The sequence below is a fragment of the Ruegeria sp. genome (assembly GCF_028066395.1).
GTDB lineage: Bacteria > Pseudomonadota > Alphaproteobacteria > Rhodobacterales > Rhodobacteraceae > Ruegeria.
Window position 1 is genome coordinate 48,814 of sequence record NZ_JALCBM010000013.1, and the last position, 16,261, is coordinate 65,074.

Sequence of the window (16,261 nt, forward strand, 5' to 3'; positions counted from 1 at the left end):
TGCGTGCCGAAAAAGCTGATGGTGTTCGCCAGCGAGTTCTCGGGCATGGTCGGCGATGCGCAGGAATATGGCTGGGATATTCAGCCCGGCGCGTTCAACTGGGATACGTTCCACGGCAAACTGGTGGCCGAGCTGGACCGTCTGGAAGGCATCTATCGCAACATCCTGAAGAACAACGGCGTCGAGACCTTTGATCAGCGTGCCCGTCTGGTCGATCCGCATACGGTCGAACTGACCGATGGCACCCGCAAGACCGCCAAGCATATCCTCATCGCCACCGGTGGCCGCCCGGTTGTGCCCGAGTTCCCGGGCTCGGACCTTGCGATCACCTCGAATGAGATTTTCCATCTTGAGAAGCTGCCCGAATCCATCCTGATCGTTGGCGGCGGCTATATCGCCAGTGAATTCGCTGGGATCATGAACGGGCTGGGGGTCAAGACGACTCAGTTCTATCGCGGGGCGCAGATTCTGCGGGGTTTCGATGACGAGGCCCGCGGGCTGATCAGTGAAGAGATGTGCCAGAACGGCGTTGACCTGCATCTGGGCACCAATGTGCTGGAGATGGCGAAAGAGGGTGACAAGATCCGGGTCAAGGCCACCAACGGCCCGGAGCAGCTGTTTGACGTGGTGATGTACGCCACGGGCCGCGCGCCCAATGCCGACGATCTGGGGCTGGAAGGCATTGGCGTCGAACGGGGCCGCAAGGGCGAGATAATCGTGGACGAATACAGCCAGACCGGCGTGCCCTCGATCTATGCCATCGGCGATGTGACCGACCGGGTGAACCTGACCCCGGTTGCGATCCGCGAGGGGATGGCCTTTGTCGAAACCGTCTTCAAGGGCAACCCGACCCCGGTGGATCACGAGTTGATCCCGACCGCGATCTTCACCCAGCCGGAAATGGGCACTGTCGGCCTCAGCGAGGAAGAGGCCGCCGCGCAGGAGCCGATCGAGGTTTACGCGACCTCGTTCAAGCCGATGCAGAAGGCTTTCGCAGGGGGCACTCAGCGCGTGTTGATGAAACTGATCGTCAGCCAGGCGACCCGCAAGGTACTGGGCTGCCACATTGTGGCCCCCGGCGCGGGTGAGATGATCCAGCTGGCCGGGATCGCCGTAAAAATGGGTGCAACCAAGGAAGATTTCGACCGGACGGTTGCGGTTCACCCGGTGATGGCCGAAGAACTGGTGACAATGCGGCAACCTGTACGCACTGCTTGATTTGCAACCGCGCGTACACAAGTTACAAGGGACCCCGTGATCACACGGGCCTAGACGAAGGATTTGATTCATATGGCGGGCAACAGCGGTGGCCCCTGGGGGGGCGGAGGCTCTTCCGGCGGCGGAGGAAATCGGGGTAACAACGGGGACGGGCGCAAGCCTCCCGAAGGCGAAGGCCCGCAGATCCCCGAGATCGATGAGCTGATGAAAAAGGGTCAGGAGCAGTTGCGCGTCCTGATGGGCGGTCGCGGCGGTGGTGGCCGTGGCGGCAACGGTCAGGGCGCCGGTGGCGGTGGCCCGGTCTTTACCAAAGGCACGATTGCGATTGGTGCGCTGGTCGCAGTCGGTCTTTGGGGGCTGGCCAGCTTCTATACCGTCAAGCCCGAAGAACAGTCGGTTGAGCTGTTTCTGGGCGAATTCTCGGACATCGGCAATCCGGGTCTGAACTTTGCCCCATGGCCTTTTGTCACCGCCGAGGTGATCCCGGTCACCCGCGAACAGACCGAGGATATGGGCGGTGCGCGCGGCAGTGACGATGGGCTGATGCTGACCGGTGACGAAAACGTGGTCGATATCGACTATCAGGTCGTATGGAACATCACCGAACCCGACAAGTTTCTGTTCAATCTGCGCGACCCGCGCCAGACGATCCGCGCCGTGTCGGAATCGGCGATGCGCGAGATCATTGCGCAAAGCGAGCTGGCGCCGATCCTGAACCGGGATCGTGGTGTCATCGCGGACCGGTTGCAGGAACTGATCCAGGCCACCATGGACAGCTACGATTCGGGTGTGAACATCATCCGCGTGAACTTCGACAAGGCCGACCCGCCGCAGGACGTGATCGCCGCCTTCCGCGACGTTCAGGCTGCGGCACAGGAACGTGATCGGCTGCAAAACGTGGCGGATGCCTATGCCAACCGCGTGCTGGCCGAGGCGCGCGGTGAAGCCGCACAGGTTCTGGAAGAGGCCGAAGCCTATCGCGCCCAGCAGATCAACAGCGCACAGGGTGAGGCCAGCCGTTTCAGCGCGGTTCTGGAAGAATATACCAAAGCGCCTGACGTGACGCGCAAACGTCTCTATCTGGAACGGATGGAGCAGGTTCTGGGCGACGTGGACAAGATCATTCTGGACGAGAACTCGGGTGGGCAGGGACAGGGCGTCGTGCCTTACCTGCCGCTGAACGAACTGCGCCGCAACTCCGGTGAAGGGAACAACTGATGCGTAAATCGACATTTATCCTGCCGGTTTTGGTGATCGCGGTTGTGGGGCTTTTGTCCTCGATCTTCATCGTGGATGAGCGTGAACGGGCGCTGGTGCTGCAATTTGGCCGCGTGGTCGCGGTCAAGGAAGAACCCGGTCTGGCGTTCAAGATTCCGCTGATTCAGGAAGTGGTGCGTTACGACGACCGCATCCTGTCCATTGACGTGCAGCCGCTTGAAGTCACGCCTCTGGATGACCGCCGTCTGGTGGTCGATGCCTTCGCGCGCTATCGGATTTCCGACCTGAACCAGTTCCGTCAAGCCGTTGGCGTCGGCGGTATCCCGGTGGCCGAGGATCGTCTGGACCGCATCCTGCGCGCTGAAACGCGCGAGGTGCTGGGTTCGGTCTCGTCCCGCGATATCCTGAGTTCCGACCGGGCCGCCCTGATGCTGCGCATCCGCAACAGCGCAATTGCCGAGGCGCAGGCGCTGGGTGTCAACGTGATCGACGTGCGCCTGAAAGCCACCGATCTGCCGCAGGCCAACCTTGAGGCCACGTTTGACCGGATGAAGGCGGAACGCGAACGCGAAGCCACCGACGAACGCGCCCGCGGTAACGAAGCCGCGCAGCGTGTCCGCGCACAGGCTGACCGGACCGTGGTCGAACTGGTCTCGGACGCCAACCGCGAGGCTGAGATCATTCGCGGTGAAGCCGACGCCGAACGCAACGCGATCTTTGCCGAAGCCTTTGGCAAGGACCCGGAATTCTTCGAATTCTACCGCTCGCTGTCCGCCTATGAACGAGCGCTGCAGGGTGGCAACAGCTCGATGGTGCTGAGCCCGGATTCCGAGTTCTTCAACTACCTCAAATCGCCCACAGGGCAGGCATCCCAGTAATGGGTATGATCCTTCTGGCCTTCGGGCTGGTGTTGATTGTCGAGGGGCTGGCCTATGCGCTGGCCCCTTCGCTTATTGAACGTATGCTTGAGGCGTTGCGCGACTTGCCGGAACAGGCGCGGCGGCTGGCCGGGCTGCTCTGCGTGGTCAGCGGTCTGGTGCTGTTATGGGGCGCGTATCAGATCGGCTTTTGACACGCCGACCTCACTTGCCGGTGATTTCCCCGCGATCCTGTGTTGCGGGCTTGCATAAACTGACTACATTGTTTCGCAAGACAGACCGCGCACGCGGTCGATGCGATATTTTATAAGGAGATCCCCGGTGCAGGCACAGGCACGCAGTATTTCCGTCCGGCGGGACGAGATGAGCATGAAATTGCGGCTGATGTGGTTGGGATTTGCCACCATGTTGCTGGTTCTGGCCCAAACCCTGGCGGCGCATGCGCGGGGCGAAAGTCTGGCACCGCTGGCCGAACAGATCAGCCCGGCGGTGGTCAACATCACCACCAGCACCCTGCTGGAAGGCCAGACCGGTCCGCAGGGCATCGTGCCCGAAGGTTCACCCTTCGAGGATTTCTTTCGCGAGTTTCAGGACCGCAATGGCGGTGACGACGAAAACCGCCCGCGCCGCAGCAATGCGCTGGGTTCGGGGTTTGTGATCTCTGAGGATGGCTTCATTGTCACCAACAACCACGTCATTGCCGAAGCTGATGAAATTCTTATCGAATTCTTCCCCGGCGATGGTCAGCCCGCCAAGGAACTGGTCGCCAAGGTGATCGGGACCGACGAAAAGACCGATATCGCGCTGCTCAAGGTCGAGGCTTCGGGCCCACTGAAATATGTGCAGTTCGGTGACAGCGACACGGCGCGCGTGGGTGATTGGGTTATTGCCATGGGTAATCCGCTGGGGCAGGGGTTTTCGGTTTCCGCCGGGATCGTCTCGGCCCGGAACCGGGCGCTGAGCGGGTCGTATGACGACTACATCCAGACCGACGCGGCGATCAACCGGGGCAACTCGGGCGGGCCGCTGTTCAACATGGACGGGCAGGTGATTGGCGTGAACACCGCGATTCTGTCGCCCAATGGCGGCTCGATCGGCATCGGATTCTCGATGGCGTCGAATGTGGTGATCAAGGTGGTCGACCAACTGCGCGAATTTGGTGAAACCCGCCGGGGCTGGCTGGGTGTGCGCATTCAGGACGTGACCGAGGATATGGCCGAGGCGATGGGTCTGGACAAACCCGGCGGCGCGCTGATCAGCGATGTGCCGGATGGTCCGGCCAAGGATGCTGGTCTGCTTGCCGGTGACGTGATCATCAGCTTTGACGGGGTCGAGGTCGAGGATACGCGCGGTCTGGTCCGCCAGGTTGGTGAGACCACGGTGGGCAAATCCGTCCGTGTTGTCGTGCATCGCGACGGCGGTACTCAGACCGTTCTGGTCACGCTGGGACGCCGCGAGGACGCCGAACGTGCCGAGGAAGGTGAAGAGGAAACACCCGAAGCGGTGGAAGAGGAAAACAAGGACATCCTTGGCCTCACGATCTCGCCCCTGACCGACACGCTGCGTGAAGACATGGGGCTGGATGCGGATGCCAGTGGTCTGGTCGTGACCAATGTCGATGAGGCGTCCGAGGCGTTCTCGAAAGGCCTGCGCGCCGGTGATCTGATCACCGAGGCGGGGCAGCAGAAAGTCACCTCGATCGACGATCTTGAGGCCCGTATGGACGAAGCGCGCGAGGCCGGGCGCAAGTCCCTGCTGCTGCTGGTACGCCGCGGTGGCGAGCCCCGTTTCGTGGCGCTGAGCTTGCAAGAATAAGCGCGGGTCGGAATTTCATGAGAAGGGTTGGGGATTACCCCAAACCCTTGACAAAAAATGTTGCCGATCATGCACATATAGGTGCGTGGTCGGCAGTGCTTTGATGACACCCAAGTACCGATGCTACGTCGAAAATAATGCCCGCTTAAGTCTCAGGATTCAGCCGGTGCATAGCTTCCGTCTTCGCGGTGCACCTCACGACCACTGAGTGGCGGATTGAAGACGCAGACAAGCCGCAGATCAGCGCCTGTGGCGCGTACCAAATGCCGGTCATGTTGATCCAGTGCATAGAGGGTGAAGGGTTCAAGGACATGCCAGGTTTCGTCGCCAAATGGCCTGATCTCGCCTTTGCCTTCGATGCAATAGCACGCCTCCAGATGATGGGTGTATTCAAGCTCAAGCTCTGCGCCCTGTTTGATGATCGTATCGGTCAGCGAAAAGCCCATGCCATCGGATGCCAGCAATAGCCGTCTGCTGTTCCAGCCAGAACCGGAAACGTCCCGATCCGTACCAAGGATATCTTTGAGTGCCGTGACAATCATGTTTCTTTGCCTCTTTGCTATCGTACTGCCCGGTTCATGCCGCCGTCGGACAGTATACTCTGACCATTGATATAACGCGCGCCTTCACTGGCGAGAAATACGCAGGCCTGCCCGATTTCTTCGAACGTGGCGGGCCGTTGCGCGGGGATTTCCCGGCGGGCCTGTTCGGACAGGTTCACGTTCTCGCAGAAACCCGGCAGCAGGTTGTTCATGCGTATGTTGTGCCGTGCATAGCGATCGCCGTAAAGCTTTGAGAAACTGTGCAATGCGCCCCGCAGCATGCTCATGGGGTAGGGCGCGCGTGGCTCGATCGTGTTCATGGATGAGATGTTTACGAACGCACCCCCACCTTGTTCGATCAGGATGGGCGTGACGATACGGGCAATCTTGACGACGTTCAGCACATACATGTCCAGACTTTCATGCCAAAGCTCGTCGCTGAGCTCCAAGAGCGGCCCGTCAAAGTCAGGATCGAAACCAACGGTTTTTATCGCTTCGGGCACCGATCCGCCGTGCCCCATATTGCTGATGATGGCATCAATCCGGCCATATTTGCTCATGGTGTCATCGATCATTGCCTGCAAGTCATCGACATCCAGAACCGAGCCGCGGCGGCCAATGCCGCCAAGCTCCTCCGCCAGTTCGACGGATCGGTTGGACGGGGACATCAGCGAAACCTTGTAGCCAGCCTTTGCCATTTCGATGGCGCAGCCCCGGCCAATGCCTTGTCCGGTCCCTGTCATCAGCGCGACTTTGACTTCGGGCATGTCATGTCCTTTCTTCGGTCAGATAATGTGTGAGAATTTGTTGGGTGAGGTGAGTGTATCCGCTTGGAATTAGGTAAACCTATCGAGTTCTTGGAACATAGATGTTAGGATTTCTCACATGGCGAAAAACCTCAGACACCTTCGTGCCCTTCAGGCTTTTGACGAAACAGCTACCCATTGCAGCCTGACCAAGGCGGCGGATGTGTTGAACGTCACCCACGGGGCAATCAGTCGGCAAATCAAACTGCTGGAACTGCATCTTGGCGTCACACTGTTTCATCGCCGCCCCAATGGCGTGGAACTGACCAAAGCCGGGGAACGTCTGTATCAATCCACACGCGGGGCGTTTTCGGCACTGCAATTGGGCGTGTCCGAGGTGAAGCGATTACATCACCGCCAGTCGCTTACAGTGTCCTTGTCCACATCGCTGGCGCTCAAATGGCTTGTGCCGTTGCTCAGTGCGTTTCAACAGGAACATCCGGGCATCGCATTATTGCTGGACACAAATGATGCCTTTACGGATTTCGATACATCCGAGGTCGATGTGGCGCTGCGGTTTGGCGAGCCCGGTTGGGGCGGGCTGCACTATGAGCAAATCAGACAAGAGGAACTGGTCGTCCTGGCCGCGCCCTCCCTTGTCAGGAAAACACGCTTACCGATGCGCGCCGAAGATATCGTTGATCTCCCATTATTGCACGATGCCTTCAACGTGGGGTGGGAAAGTTGGGCTGCACAAGTTGGGCTGAACGCTGATCGGATCAATTCGCAGAGCATCAAATACGTAGACAGCGCGGTTCTCCTGGAGGCCGCGATTGACGGGCAGGGCGTGGCCCTGGCAAGACATCTCTTGGCCAAGAGGGATTTGGACCTCGGCCGGTTGATCCGTCTGGATGAAAGCAATGTTCCATTGGATCGTGGGCTCTATTTCGTCTGCCGACCAGGCGATCAGGAGCGGGTGACTGTGAGGATTTTCAAAAAATGGCTCATGTCGATTTGAGTTTTTCAATCGTAATCTCTCGATAGAGGTCATTGCGCTAAATATCATCGAGATCAGTTTTGTCCCGAAAGTCGAACTTGGCATCCTTTGCCGGACATGTTTGATGTACGGTCGGGTTTGCTCCAAGGTCCGGTTTGAGGCCGAATGTGACCGATACTGCCCTGCGAACAAAGGGCAGCTTTTAATCGTTTCGATGCGTTGCAGATTCGAAAAGGACGTACTTAAGGGTGTTCCCCGGTCCAAGCACAATGAGCACAAACAACAGTGGATTTATAGTTTCTGAAAAGACCGTCGGTAATGGGATCGAGAGGGCCGAGTCTGGACCTCAAGGTTGAAACCTCTGCCGGTTCGGTTCGCGGTTTGGCGATACTATTGGCATTCTCGAACGTCTTTTTTTCGTAGTCACAAAGCCAGTCTGCCCCCATGCCAAAGACATCATCGTTTCGGTAGACGCCCATCTCGGTTTCAAGCAACCACCATTCATGGTCACCTTTACAGGCCGGACACTGGAAACCACCATTCTCGCCTGTTGTGAGCCATTCTGCGAAGTCTAGTTCGCCTTCGGCAGCAGCCAGACCGGATGCGAAATAGTGCGATGGGTCCGCTTGATAGGCTTCAATGGACAAAGCACCGATTTGCGGAAGACTATTTTTGAATTCTGCGGCCGCCACTTGACCAACGGGTGTCTTCACCCATGTGCTGTCAGGAGCACAGGAAACACCAGAACATGCGACCTGTGCTGGTCGCTGACCCGCCAAGGCCAAGCCGCCTAAAAGGGTCGAGACCATCATGCGCGGTCTACCGAACTTGCTCTCGGCAAGACGCAACAGATGTGGGATCGCGAGAAAGCTGGCCGGATAGGTCGTGCCTTGATGAAGCAGAGCCGAGAAAAAGAGGTAGTCGGCAGCGTCGTCGTTCCACTCCCTTTCAAGCTCCGCCAATAACACATTTGTGCCGATGCCATAGGCGTGTGTGGCCTCATTCCAAACGGGGTCATCATACGGAAATGTAACCATTAAATCGTCGCTCGCGTAACAAATCTGCGCGGAAACTGACATTGGCACAGCCGCAGCGAAAGTCAACTTTCTGAAAGCAGCCGTTCATGCAGAGCGCAGCATTCTGCAAAATAGGCTCTCTCGTTGAATCCGCGGCGCTTTGAGCAAACGACAGCTCAGCTAAAAAATCTGCTAAAAAGGGGGGTAGCACTCGACCCCTTTTACAATGGTTTTGAAGGAATTCATGACACGTCTTGCAGGGCGGTAAGCTCTGGCATCGCCGCCTCAAGTGCACGTGCATATCGCGTGGTGGCCTCGTTAATCTCTGCTTCGGTAATGGTCAGTGGCGGAGACATTGAAGTGACCGGCAGGAATGGCAATGCGCGTGTCAGAACGCCTTCCCGCATCGCATGCTCTGCCACTATTTTATGTGCACCCGGCATGGTAAACTCTACGGCGGCCATCAAACCCACACCGCGCACATCACTGACCAGTGAAAAACCTCTTGTCTTTGACTTCAGTGCGTCCAACAGCACAGGGCCGAGCTTGGCGGCGCGGTCTGGCAGCTGCTCGCGCTCCATCAGGTCAATATTGGCAAGAGCGATGGCGCTGCCAACCGGATGTCCGGAATAGGTAAAGCCGTGCATGAATACACCAGTTTCGGGCGATTTATGTGCAAGGACGTCCCAAATCCTGTTCGAAATGATTGAGGCGGACATCGGGAAATAGGCAGAGGTCAACCCCTTGGCAAGCGAAACGATATCCGGGCGGATGCCATAGGTTCCGCAGCCAAACCATTGTCCGGTCCGACCAAACCCGGTGATAACCTCATCGACGATCAACAAGATGTCATACTTGTCCAGAAGGTCCTGCAGTTTGGCAAAATACTCTTTGGGGGGAATGAAAACACCACCTGTGCCCATGACCGGTTCGGCAATGAAGGCGGCAACGGTGCTTGGGTCTTCACGCATGATCATGCTCTCAAGTTCGCCAATCAGACGGTCAGTGAACTGGTCTTCACTTTCGCCTTCCAGCCCATATGCGTGGTAGTGTGGGCATTCGGTATGCAGCACGCCCTCGACCGGTGTGTCAAAGGCCTTGTGATACGCGTCAATACCGGTGAGGCTACCGGCAGCATAAGTGACACCGTGGTAAGCCCCTTTTCTGGAGATGATTTTCTTCTTCTGCGGTTGGCCCCGCAGGTTGTTGTAGTAGCGGACCAGTTTGAAGGCCGTGTCGTTCGCGTCCGAACCGGAGTTTCCAAAGAACACGCGTGCCATATCGCTGCCCGGAACGGTTTCCCTGAACAGCGAAAGCACGCGGTCCGCCAAACGAATTGTCGCCTCTGAAGACGCACCACCGAATAGATGCTGAAAACTCAGTTCTTTCAACGCTTTGGCCCCGGCATCGACCAACTCGGTCCGGCCATAGCCAACATTCACGCACCACAGACCCGCACCCATATCAAGAAAAGTCCGGCCATCTTGACGTGTAAGTTCGATGCCTGCTGCAGAATTGAATATCTTCGGGCCATTGGTCGCAACATCCTGGATTGACGAAACAGGATGAAACAGCGTTTCGCGATCAAGATCAGCGAGGGAAACGTTGGAATGATCGGTCATTTTGGGAACCTCATTGAATGGGCTTGTTCATCAAACAAACTGCGAAGAGCCAGAACTGCACAATCCGGGGTGGTCAGAATCGGGCATTGAGTGACCTGCGACAGGGCGGTTTCTGCGCGCGCCAGTGAAAACTGGCCGAGAATGATCGCGTCTACGTCCTTAAGATCAGCACAGGCTGCCAGAACCGCCTGATCATGCGCTTCGCTATCAGCGGCCTTTAGTGCGGCCAGCGCACCCTCGGCCAGTATCGGAGTGATTTCGACAGTTTTGCCCTGCTTGGCAGCCATTTCCCGCAGTTCTGCGGTGAGCGCAGGCAATGACGGTGGAAAGGAAACGACCAGTGCAAGTCGGGTGCCGAGTGACAGAGCTTCCTGAAAAGCCGCTTCGTTGGGGCGCAGAACCGGTATGTTTTGCGCGGCCTTGACTGCGTCAATCGCAGGACCAAAGGCGGAGCAGGTAAACAGAATGGCCTGTGCCTGTCCGCCTTCTCCTTTCGATGATGCAGCATAGTCGCCCAACCTGAGGAACCGCTCGATAATCGAGTCATCAAGACTGCCTCTGGCAGTGAGATCGGACGAGAGCGATGCATCCAGCACGTCCATACGGCTCGCATCTGGCCAATGTCGTTCGAATGCGTGCCGTATGGGGTGCACTGACTCTTCCAATGCATGGATCAAGGCTATTCTCGGCATCTCAACCGTTCCCACGCAGTTTGAGGGTTGCGATCAATGCGGCGTCTCGAATCTCTTCAAGTTCAGCAATGCTTTTTCCGTCTGCTTCTTTCAGAACGCCCGAAACCAATGTGTCGCATAGCTCTGGTGTCAAACTGGGGGTGCCTAAAGTTGACCAACGGCGTTCCTGGCTTGGGCCAAGATGTGAAAGGTAGTCGGCCAATCCTCCTGACCCGCCTCCAAGGTGATAACTCATATGCGCGCCTTGAACGCTCCAGCGAAGGCCCGGTCCATTGGTCAGAGCCGCGTCAACTGCTTCGACATCCGCGATACCTTCGGCAACGATGTGAACAGCTTCGCGCCATAGGGCAGACGCAAGGCGGTTGGCGATGTGACCGGTCGCGCCCTTGTTCAGCCGTACCGGCTTACGTCCAACCGCTTGGTAAATTTCTTCTGCACGATCCAGGGTGGCCGGGTCTGGCCCGTACAGTTCGACCAGCGGGATCAGATGCGGTGGATTGAAAGGGTGTGCGGTAATCAGACGTGTAGGGTCTTTCAGGGCAGGCGCGAGGTCAGACCAGGTGAGCCCCGATGCAGATGAGGCTAAAATAGTGGTGGACTCCACCAGCTCTTCAACCTGCGCATAAAGCTCGTGTTTAAGGGCGATATTTTCCGGAGCGTTTTCCTGTACAAGGGCTGCACCACGCACAGCCTCTTCAAGGGATTGCGTGGCTTCAATTTGCCCGGTGGCCGGATGCCCTGTTAGCTCGGCCAATTGCGCCAAGGGAACTTCCGTGCGCGCGTCAAGGGCATCAAGAGCATCCTGGCTCGGATCCCAGACGACGACTTTGGCGCCATGGTGTTTGAACAGTGCCGCCCATGCAGCCCCGATAAGCCCGGCCCCGAGAATTCCGATTTGTGTTTGTGAAACTGTAGACATTAGGGGCTTCTTCTTGAGTAGCTAGAGCGCGTTGCATTCGATCGGATGCGATTGCGCGCTCTGCTGGTTCATTCGACTATGATCAACGCGCTTTATTCCTGATTTTCGCGAGGTCCCCTGGCGGCTGCCACCGACAGGGTTACGGCAAATCCGATACCAACGATGATCAGCGTCGCCAGAGCGTTGACATCGGGCGACACGCCCAGCCGGACCTTGGAAAAAATCAACATTGGCAAGGTTGTCGAATTTGGCCCGGTGGTAAAACTGGCGATCACCAGATCGTCCAGTGAAAGCGTAAACGACAATAGCCAGGCCGAGGTCATCGCCGGGCCCATCATCGGCAGCGTCACCTTGAAGAAGGCCCGCAGCGGGGTCGAACCCAGATCGGCAGCGGCTTCTTCAAGGCTGGAGTCGAGCGATCTGAGCCGCGCCTGAAGGACAACGGCGGCGAAAGCTGTGCAAAACGTAGCATGCGCCAGCACGACTGTGGTGAAGCCCCGGTTGGCGGGCCAGCCGATCAGTTGTTGCATGGCCACGAACAAAAGCAACAGGGAAATCCCGGTGATCACCTCGGGCATGATCAGGGGCGCCGACATCATACCAGTGAACAAGGTGCGTCCCCGGAACGGGCCAAACCGCACAATGACGACCGAGGCGATCATCGCCAGCACCGTCGCCAGAGTGGCCGAAACGATGGCGATGACAAATGAGTTCTGCGCGGCTTCCAGAATTTGCGGGTCGTCCAGCAAGGACCGATACCAACGCAGCGAGAACCCGGCCCAGACGTTTACCTTGTCTGACGCATTGAATGAAAAGGTGATCAGAACCAGGATCGGAATGTACAGAAACGCCACGCCCAGAAAGAAGCAGGTTTTCAGAAACAGATTGCGCTGCATCTCACCCCTCCATGCTCTTGTTTTGTGAATTCTGGAAAATCATGATCGGGATCAGCAAAACAGCGAGAAGGACAATGGCCACAGCGCTGGCAACCGGCCAGTCGCGATTGGCAAAAAACTCATCCCATAGGACCCGTCCGATCATCAGATTGTCCGATGCCCCCAGCAACGACGGGATCACAAATTCGCCGATCGTCGGAATGAAAACCAGCATGGACCCGGCGATGATCCCGTTAACTGACAAGGGCAGCGTTACTTTGCGAAACACGCGCAGCGGCGGTGACCCAAGATCTGTAGCGGCCTCACGCAGGGAGGCATCCTGCCGCTCAAGCACCGAATAGAGGGGCAGGATCATAAACGGCAAATAGGTATAGACCATGCCGATATAGACGGCAAAACTGGTTTGCAGCATGGATTGCGGGTCCTGCACAAGGCCGACATACCCCAGAACCGAATTGATGATGCCATCCTTGCGCAGCAATCCCATCCATGAATACACCCGGATCAGCAGGCTTGACCAAAAGGGGATGATGATCAGCAAATGCAGCAGGGGTCGCCATCGTGGCGAACTGCGCGCGATGAAAAGTGCGACGGGAAATCCGATCAGCAAACACATCAGGGTCGAAAAGAACGCGATGGTCAGCGAGTTCACATAGGCGCGCCAATAAAGCTCATCCTCCCACAGATACTGGTAGTTGCCCAGGTTCAGCGAGATCGACAATCTGGATTCGTCAGAGATGTATTCGACGATGCTGGTGTAAGGCGGGCTGGCAAAGATCGCCTCGGAAAAGCTGATCTTGAGCACGACCGCGAAGGGGATCAGGAAAAACAGCCCCATCCACAGCATCGGGATACCGATGACCAACCTGCGGCCTGACTTTGCGCGATTGCGTATCATGCGCTCACCACCGCGACGTCCGAGCCGTCCCAAGTGACATTGACCTTGTCGCCCGCTTGCAGCGGGCTGCGGTTGCGCCGGTTCAGCGACACTTCATGCGCGTGGAACAAGGTGCCATCATCCATCTGCAAATGCAGTATCGAGCGATGCCCCAGATAGCCGATCTCGGCGATCTCGGCCTTGAGGATGGTTCCTGAACTGCCGGGATCGATCTCGCGCCGCGCCACAATCAGTTTCTCAGGTCGCAGCACCAGCTGAATCTTGTCCCCGGCGGGATGGTCCAGCGCATAGGGCAGAACGGTCTCGGCCCCGCTGGCGAGCAGCCTGAGCCGGGTCTCGCTGCCGGATTCACCCGTGACCTCGGCGTCCAGCACATTACAGCTGCCCAGAAAATCGGCCACAAAACGCGAGTGGGGATTTTCGTAAACATCTGTAGGCGAGCCGATCTGCATCAGGCGACCCTGGTTCATGACCGCCAGCCGGTCCGACAACGACATCGCCTCTTCCTGATCGTGGGTTACGATGATGAAAGTGATGCCGATTTTTTCCTGAATGCGCTGCAGCTCGAACTGAGTGCTTTCACGCAACCTCTTGTCCAGCGCGCCAAGTGGTTCGTCCAGCAACAGAAGGCGTGGCATCTTGACCAGGCTACGCGCCAGAGCGACCCGCTGACGCTGACCGCCCGACAATTGGTCGGGCTTGCGTTTCGCAAACTCGCTCATTTGCACGGTATCGAGGATTTCGCTGACCCGATCCCTGATCTCTGATTTGGGAATACGATCCTCGACCAGGCCATATGCAACGTTCTTTTCCACCGTCATATGTGGAAACAGCGCATAGGATTGGAACATCATGTTCACGGGCCGCTTATGGGGCGGCAGGTCGGCCAGATCCTTGCCGTCCAGCAGGATCTGACCGGAGGTCGGTGTTTCAAACCCCGCAAGCATACGCAACAGTGTTGATTTACCCGATCCTGATCCCCCCAGCAGAGAAAATACCTCTCCTTCCCGGATATCGAGGTCGATATTATCGACGGCCATTACCGACCCGAAAGCCTTTGAAATACCGCGAATTTGCAGCAGCGGTTCCTTGTCGGTCGTGTCCCGCATGTTGTCTTTCCCTCCCTATGTGACGGGCAAGGCCGCGATGACGGCCTTGCCCGCATCCGTACCGGTTAGATCCCGGTCTTGACTTTGGTCATCATCCGGGTCCGGGCGCGCATGGTCTTTTGAGGGACGGTTTTGTCCGAACGCAGACGCTCCATGACCTCGGGCGTTGGCATGATCGAGGGGTCATTGCGGATTTCCTCGTCGACCAAAGGCAGGGCCGCTGCGTTGCCTGATGGGCTGAAGAGATAATTCGACAGATCCGCCGATACCTCGGCGTCCAGAATGTGATTGATCAGCGCGTGGGCCTCTTCAATATTCTCGGCGTCGGCCGGAATAGCCAGAGTGTCAAAGAAGATGACCGTGCCCTCAACGGGGATAGAATAGGCGAGGTTGATACCATTCTCAGCCGCAGGCTCCACCATCTGGAAGACGTCGATTGAATAGCCGAGGAAAGCGCACATCTCGCCATTGGCGAGATCGTCCAGATAGCCGGTCGAGCGGAAATAGCGGAAATGATCACGCACCGCCATCAGGGTTTCTTCGGCCTTGGCGATGTCAGCTTTCTTCCCGGAATACGGGTCCAGGCCCAGATAATTGAGCACTATGACCGACACTTCGCTTGGAACGTCGATCATGCCGATGCCACAGTCGGCCAGTTTCTCGGCATATTCAGGTTTGAACAACAAATCCAGACTATCGACAGGCGCATCGGGGATACGTTCCTTGATCAAGTCGACATTATAGCCAATACCCATTGTGCCCAACATATACGGCACGACATGGCTGTTGCCTTCGTCAAAGGCTGCCAGTTGCTCAAGGATGCCGGGATCGACATTGGCCAGATTCGGGATCAGTTCCTTGTTCAGGGGTGCCAACGCTTCAATGCCGATCAAACGCTCGGCCTGTGCCGAGGATGGCACGATCAGGTCGTAGCCGGAATTGCCCGTCAACATCTTGGTTTCCAGCGTTTCCGGAGAATCGAACAAGTCATACTGGACTGAGATACCAGTCTTTTCGGTGAACCCCGGCAGGGTATCATCGGCGATATAGTCTGACCAATTGTAGAAATTTACCGTCCCTTCGGCCCAGACGGGAGACGATAGTGCGGCGGTAATCGTCATTGCGATAGCTGATTTTTGAAACATGTTCATTTTTCCTCCCGATTGTGAACGTCCATCCAATCTGCAATGCGGCAGTACTGTCGCAGCATCATGGACACGGTTTTGGCTTCTGGGGCGCGCTCGAACTGTTCGCGCCCGTGGTCTTTCCCTGTTCCTGAACTCCTATGACCATCAAGCCGCGTTGTGCCGTCGGCCATGGCGCCTTCCGCGGAAAAACGATCAGGACAGTCTTCCAGGTTCTTGTCTTATTCGGTGCCCCCTGTTGGCGCGGATCATCTCGGAAATCGCAGGCCTTGCATCAATGGCCTGCTCTTTCCGGTTCAAAGCAAGCCTTCCTTTTGCAATCCTTCGACCACCTCTTCCATTGCCGCGCGCAGGGTCGAAATCAGCGTGTCGACCTCAGCACGGGTGATGGTCAGGGGCGGGGACATGACGTTGAGGTTGTCGATCGGGCGCACGATCAGGCCCCGTTTCTCGGCGGCCTCGGCGATGCGTGAGCCGATGGCGACCTCGGGCGGGAAGATCTCGCGGGTGTCCTTGTCGGCCACGTTGACCACGCAGGCCATCAGATGGC

General features: G+C 57.4%; 17 protein-coding genes and 1 pseudogene. 6 read left to right on the forward strand and 12 right to left on the reverse strand.

Annotated elements, in window-relative coordinates; genetic code table 11:
• The 5 genes from gorA to MPJ51_RS06480 all read left to right on the forward strand — a co-directional run.
• Nucleotides 1–1,218, forward strand: a 1,218-nt coding sequence (gene gorA, locus MPJ51_RS06460) for a glutathione-disulfide reductase (RefSeq protein WP_298383467.1), incomplete at its 5' end; no start/stop codon positions are given.
• Nucleotides 1,219–1,290: 72 nt separating this feature from the next.
• Nucleotides 1,291–2,436, forward strand: a complete 1,146-nt coding sequence (gene hflK, locus MPJ51_RS06465; RefSeq protein ID WP_298383470.1) for an FtsH protease activity modulator HflK — start codon at nucleotides 1,291–1,293, stop codon at nucleotides 2,434–2,436.
• On the forward strand, nucleotides 2,436–3,314 hold the full coding sequence (gene hflC, locus MPJ51_RS06470; protein ID WP_298383472.1) for a protease modulator HflC: 879 nt from the start codon (nucleotides 2,436–2,438) through the stop codon (nucleotides 3,312–3,314). The genes hflK and hflC overlap by 1 nt, the downstream gene beginning before the upstream one ends.
• Complete coding sequence (locus tag MPJ51_RS06475; protein ID WP_298383475.1) at nucleotides 3,314–3,508, forward strand: DUF2065 domain-containing protein; 195 nt, start codon at nucleotides 3,314–3,316, stop codon at nucleotides 3,506–3,508. Before hflC ends, MPJ51_RS06475 begins: the two co-directional genes overlap by 1 nt.
• Nucleotides 3,509–3,677: 169 nt before the next feature.
• On the forward strand, nucleotides 3,678–5,129 hold the full coding sequence (locus MPJ51_RS06480) for a Do family serine endopeptidase (RefSeq protein WP_298383522.1): 1,452 nt from the start codon (nucleotides 3,678–3,680) through the stop codon (nucleotides 5,127–5,129).
• Nucleotides 5,130–5,281: 152 nt separating this feature from the next.
• Here the strand turns inward: MPJ51_RS06480 and MPJ51_RS06485 are convergent, their stop codons facing one another.
• On the reverse strand, nucleotides 5,282–5,671 hold the full coding sequence (locus MPJ51_RS06485) for an ectoine synthase (RefSeq protein WP_298383477.1): 390 nt from the start codon (nucleotides 5,669–5,671) through the stop codon (nucleotides 5,282–5,284).
• A gap of 17 nt (nucleotides 5,672–5,688) precedes the next feature.
• Nucleotides 5,689–6,438 (reverse strand): SDR family oxidoreductase, encoded by a 750-nt coding sequence (locus MPJ51_RS06490; RefSeq protein WP_298383479.1) that lies wholly within the window; start codon nucleotides 6,436–6,438, stop codon nucleotides 5,689–5,691.
• Between the two features lie 118 nt (nucleotides 6,439–6,556).
• On the opposite strand from MPJ51_RS06490, the gene MPJ51_RS06495 reads away from it, so the two are divergent.
• The gene (locus MPJ51_RS06495) at nucleotides 6,557–7,435 is read left to right on the forward strand and encodes a LysR substrate-binding domain-containing protein (protein WP_298383482.1); all 879 of its coding nucleotides are present in this window, start codon (nucleotides 6,557–6,559) and stop codon (nucleotides 7,433–7,435) included.
• Nucleotides 7,436–7,656: 221 nt separating this feature from the next.
• Here MPJ51_RS06495 and MPJ51_RS06500 read toward each other — a convergent pair whose 3' ends face one another.
• The 10 genes and pseudogenes from MPJ51_RS06500 to MPJ51_RS06545 form a co-directional block, all read right to left on the reverse strand.
• Nucleotides 7,657–8,493, reverse strand: coding sequence for a hypothetical protein (locus tag MPJ51_RS06500; protein ID WP_298383484.1), 837 nt, complete (start codon nucleotides 8,491–8,493; stop codon nucleotides 7,657–7,659).
• Between the two features lie 179 nt (nucleotides 8,494–8,672).
• Nucleotides 8,673–10,052 carry an aminotransferase class III-fold pyridoxal phosphate-dependent enzyme gene (locus MPJ51_RS06505; RefSeq protein WP_298383486.1) on the reverse strand — a complete coding sequence of 460 codons (1,380 nt, stop codon included), beginning with the start codon at nucleotides 10,050–10,052 and terminating at the stop codon, nucleotides 8,673–8,675.
• A complete protein-coding gene (locus tag MPJ51_RS06510; protein ID WP_298383489.1) occupies nucleotides 10,049–10,654 on the reverse strand; it encodes an aspartate/glutamate racemase family protein in 606 nt (201 codons plus the stop codon). Before MPJ51_RS06510 ends, MPJ51_RS06505 begins: the two co-directional genes overlap by 4 nt.
• 91 nt (nucleotides 10,655–10,745) lie before the next feature.
• Complete coding sequence (locus MPJ51_RS06515) at nucleotides 10,746–11,663, reverse strand: 3-hydroxyacyl-CoA dehydrogenase NAD-binding domain-containing protein (RefSeq protein ID WP_298383492.1); 918 nt, start codon at nucleotides 11,661–11,663, stop codon at nucleotides 10,746–10,748.
• 92 nt (nucleotides 11,664–11,755) lie between these two features.
• Nucleotides 11,756–12,559: an ABC transporter permease subunit gene (locus MPJ51_RS06520; protein WP_298383495.1), complete on the reverse strand. Its 804-nt coding sequence runs from the start codon at nucleotides 12,557–12,559 to the stop codon at nucleotides 11,756–11,758.
• A gap of 1 nt (nucleotide 12,560) precedes the next feature.
• A complete protein-coding gene (locus MPJ51_RS06525) occupies nucleotides 12,561–13,457 on the reverse strand; it encodes an ABC transporter permease subunit (protein WP_298383498.1) in 897 nt (298 codons plus the stop codon).
• A complete protein-coding gene (locus tag MPJ51_RS06530; RefSeq protein WP_298383500.1) occupies nucleotides 13,454–14,566 on the reverse strand; it encodes an ABC transporter ATP-binding protein in 1,113 nt (370 codons plus the stop codon). The genes MPJ51_RS06525 and MPJ51_RS06530 overlap by 4 nt, the downstream gene beginning before the upstream one ends.
• A gap of 65 nt (nucleotides 14,567–14,631) precedes the next feature.
• Nucleotides 14,632–15,711, reverse strand: coding sequence for an extracellular solute-binding protein (locus tag MPJ51_RS06535; RefSeq protein ID WP_298383502.1), 1,080 nt, complete (start codon nucleotides 15,709–15,711; stop codon nucleotides 14,632–14,634).
• 2 nt (nucleotides 15,712–15,713) lie between these two features.
• Nucleotides 15,714–15,884 (reverse strand): hypothetical protein, encoded by a 171-nt coding sequence (locus MPJ51_RS06540; protein ID WP_298383504.1) that lies wholly within the window; start codon nucleotides 15,882–15,884, stop codon nucleotides 15,714–15,716.
• Between the two features lie 123 nt (nucleotides 15,885–16,007).
• Nucleotides 16,008–16,261, reverse strand: a pseudogene (locus tag MPJ51_RS06545) (aspartate aminotransferase family protein); the annotation flags it as partial.

Bases quoted from the DNA above. Each gene is read 5' to 3' on its own strand.
- hflK (WP_298383470.1), top strand. From the start codon at position 1,291: ATGGCGGGCAACAGCGGTGGCCCCTGGGGGGGCGGAGGCTCTTCCGGC.
- hflC (WP_298383472.1), top strand. From the start codon at position 2,436: ATGCGTAAATCGACATTTATCCTGCCGGTTTTGGTGATCGCGGTTGTG.
- MPJ51_RS06475 (WP_298383475.1), top strand. From the start codon at position 3,314: ATGGGTATGATCCTTCTGGCCTTCGGGCTGGTGTTGATTGTCGAGGGG.
- MPJ51_RS06480 (WP_298383522.1), top strand. From the start codon at position 3,678: ATGAGCATGAAATTGCGGCTGATGTGGTTGGGATTTGCCACCATGTTG.
- MPJ51_RS06485 (WP_298383477.1), bottom strand. From the start codon at position 5,671: ATGATTGTCACGGCACTCAAAGATATCCTTGGTACGGATCGGGACGTT.
- MPJ51_RS06490 (WP_298383479.1), bottom strand. From the start codon at position 6,438: ATGCCCGAAGTCAAAGTCGCGCTGATGACAGGGACCGGACAAGGCATT.
- MPJ51_RS06495 (WP_298383482.1), top strand. From the start codon at position 6,557: ATGGCGAAAAACCTCAGACACCTTCGTGCCCTTCAGGCTTTTGACGAA.
- MPJ51_RS06500 (WP_298383484.1), bottom strand. From the start codon at position 8,493: ATGTCAGTTTCCGCGCAGATTTGTTACGCGAGCGACGATTTAATGGTT.
- MPJ51_RS06505 (WP_298383486.1), bottom strand. From the start codon at position 10,052: ATGACCGATCATTCCAACGTTTCCCTCGCTGATCTTGATCGCGAAACG.
- MPJ51_RS06510 (WP_298383489.1), bottom strand. From the start codon at position 10,654: ATGGACGTGCTGGATGCATCGCTCTCGTCCGATCTCACTGCCAGAGGC.
- MPJ51_RS06515 (WP_298383492.1), bottom strand. From the start codon at position 11,663: ATGTCTACAGTTTCACAAACACAAATCGGAATTCTCGGGGCCGGGCTT.
- MPJ51_RS06520 (WP_298383495.1), bottom strand. From the start codon at position 12,559: ATGCAGCGCAATCTGTTTCTGAAAACCTGCTTCTTTCTGGGCGTGGCG.
- MPJ51_RS06525 (WP_298383498.1), bottom strand. From the start codon at position 13,457: ATGATACGCAATCGCGCAAAGTCAGGCCGCAGGTTGGTCATCGGTATC.
- MPJ51_RS06530 (WP_298383500.1), bottom strand. From the start codon at position 14,566: ATGCGGGACACGACCGACAAGGAACCGCTGCTGCAAATTCGCGGTATT.
- MPJ51_RS06535 (WP_298383502.1), bottom strand. From the start codon at position 15,711: ATGTTTCAAAAATCAGCTATCGCAATGACGATTACCGCCGCACTATCG.
- MPJ51_RS06540 (WP_298383504.1), bottom strand. From the start codon at position 15,884: ATGGCCGACGGCACAACGCGGCTTGATGGTCATAGGAGTTCAGGAACA.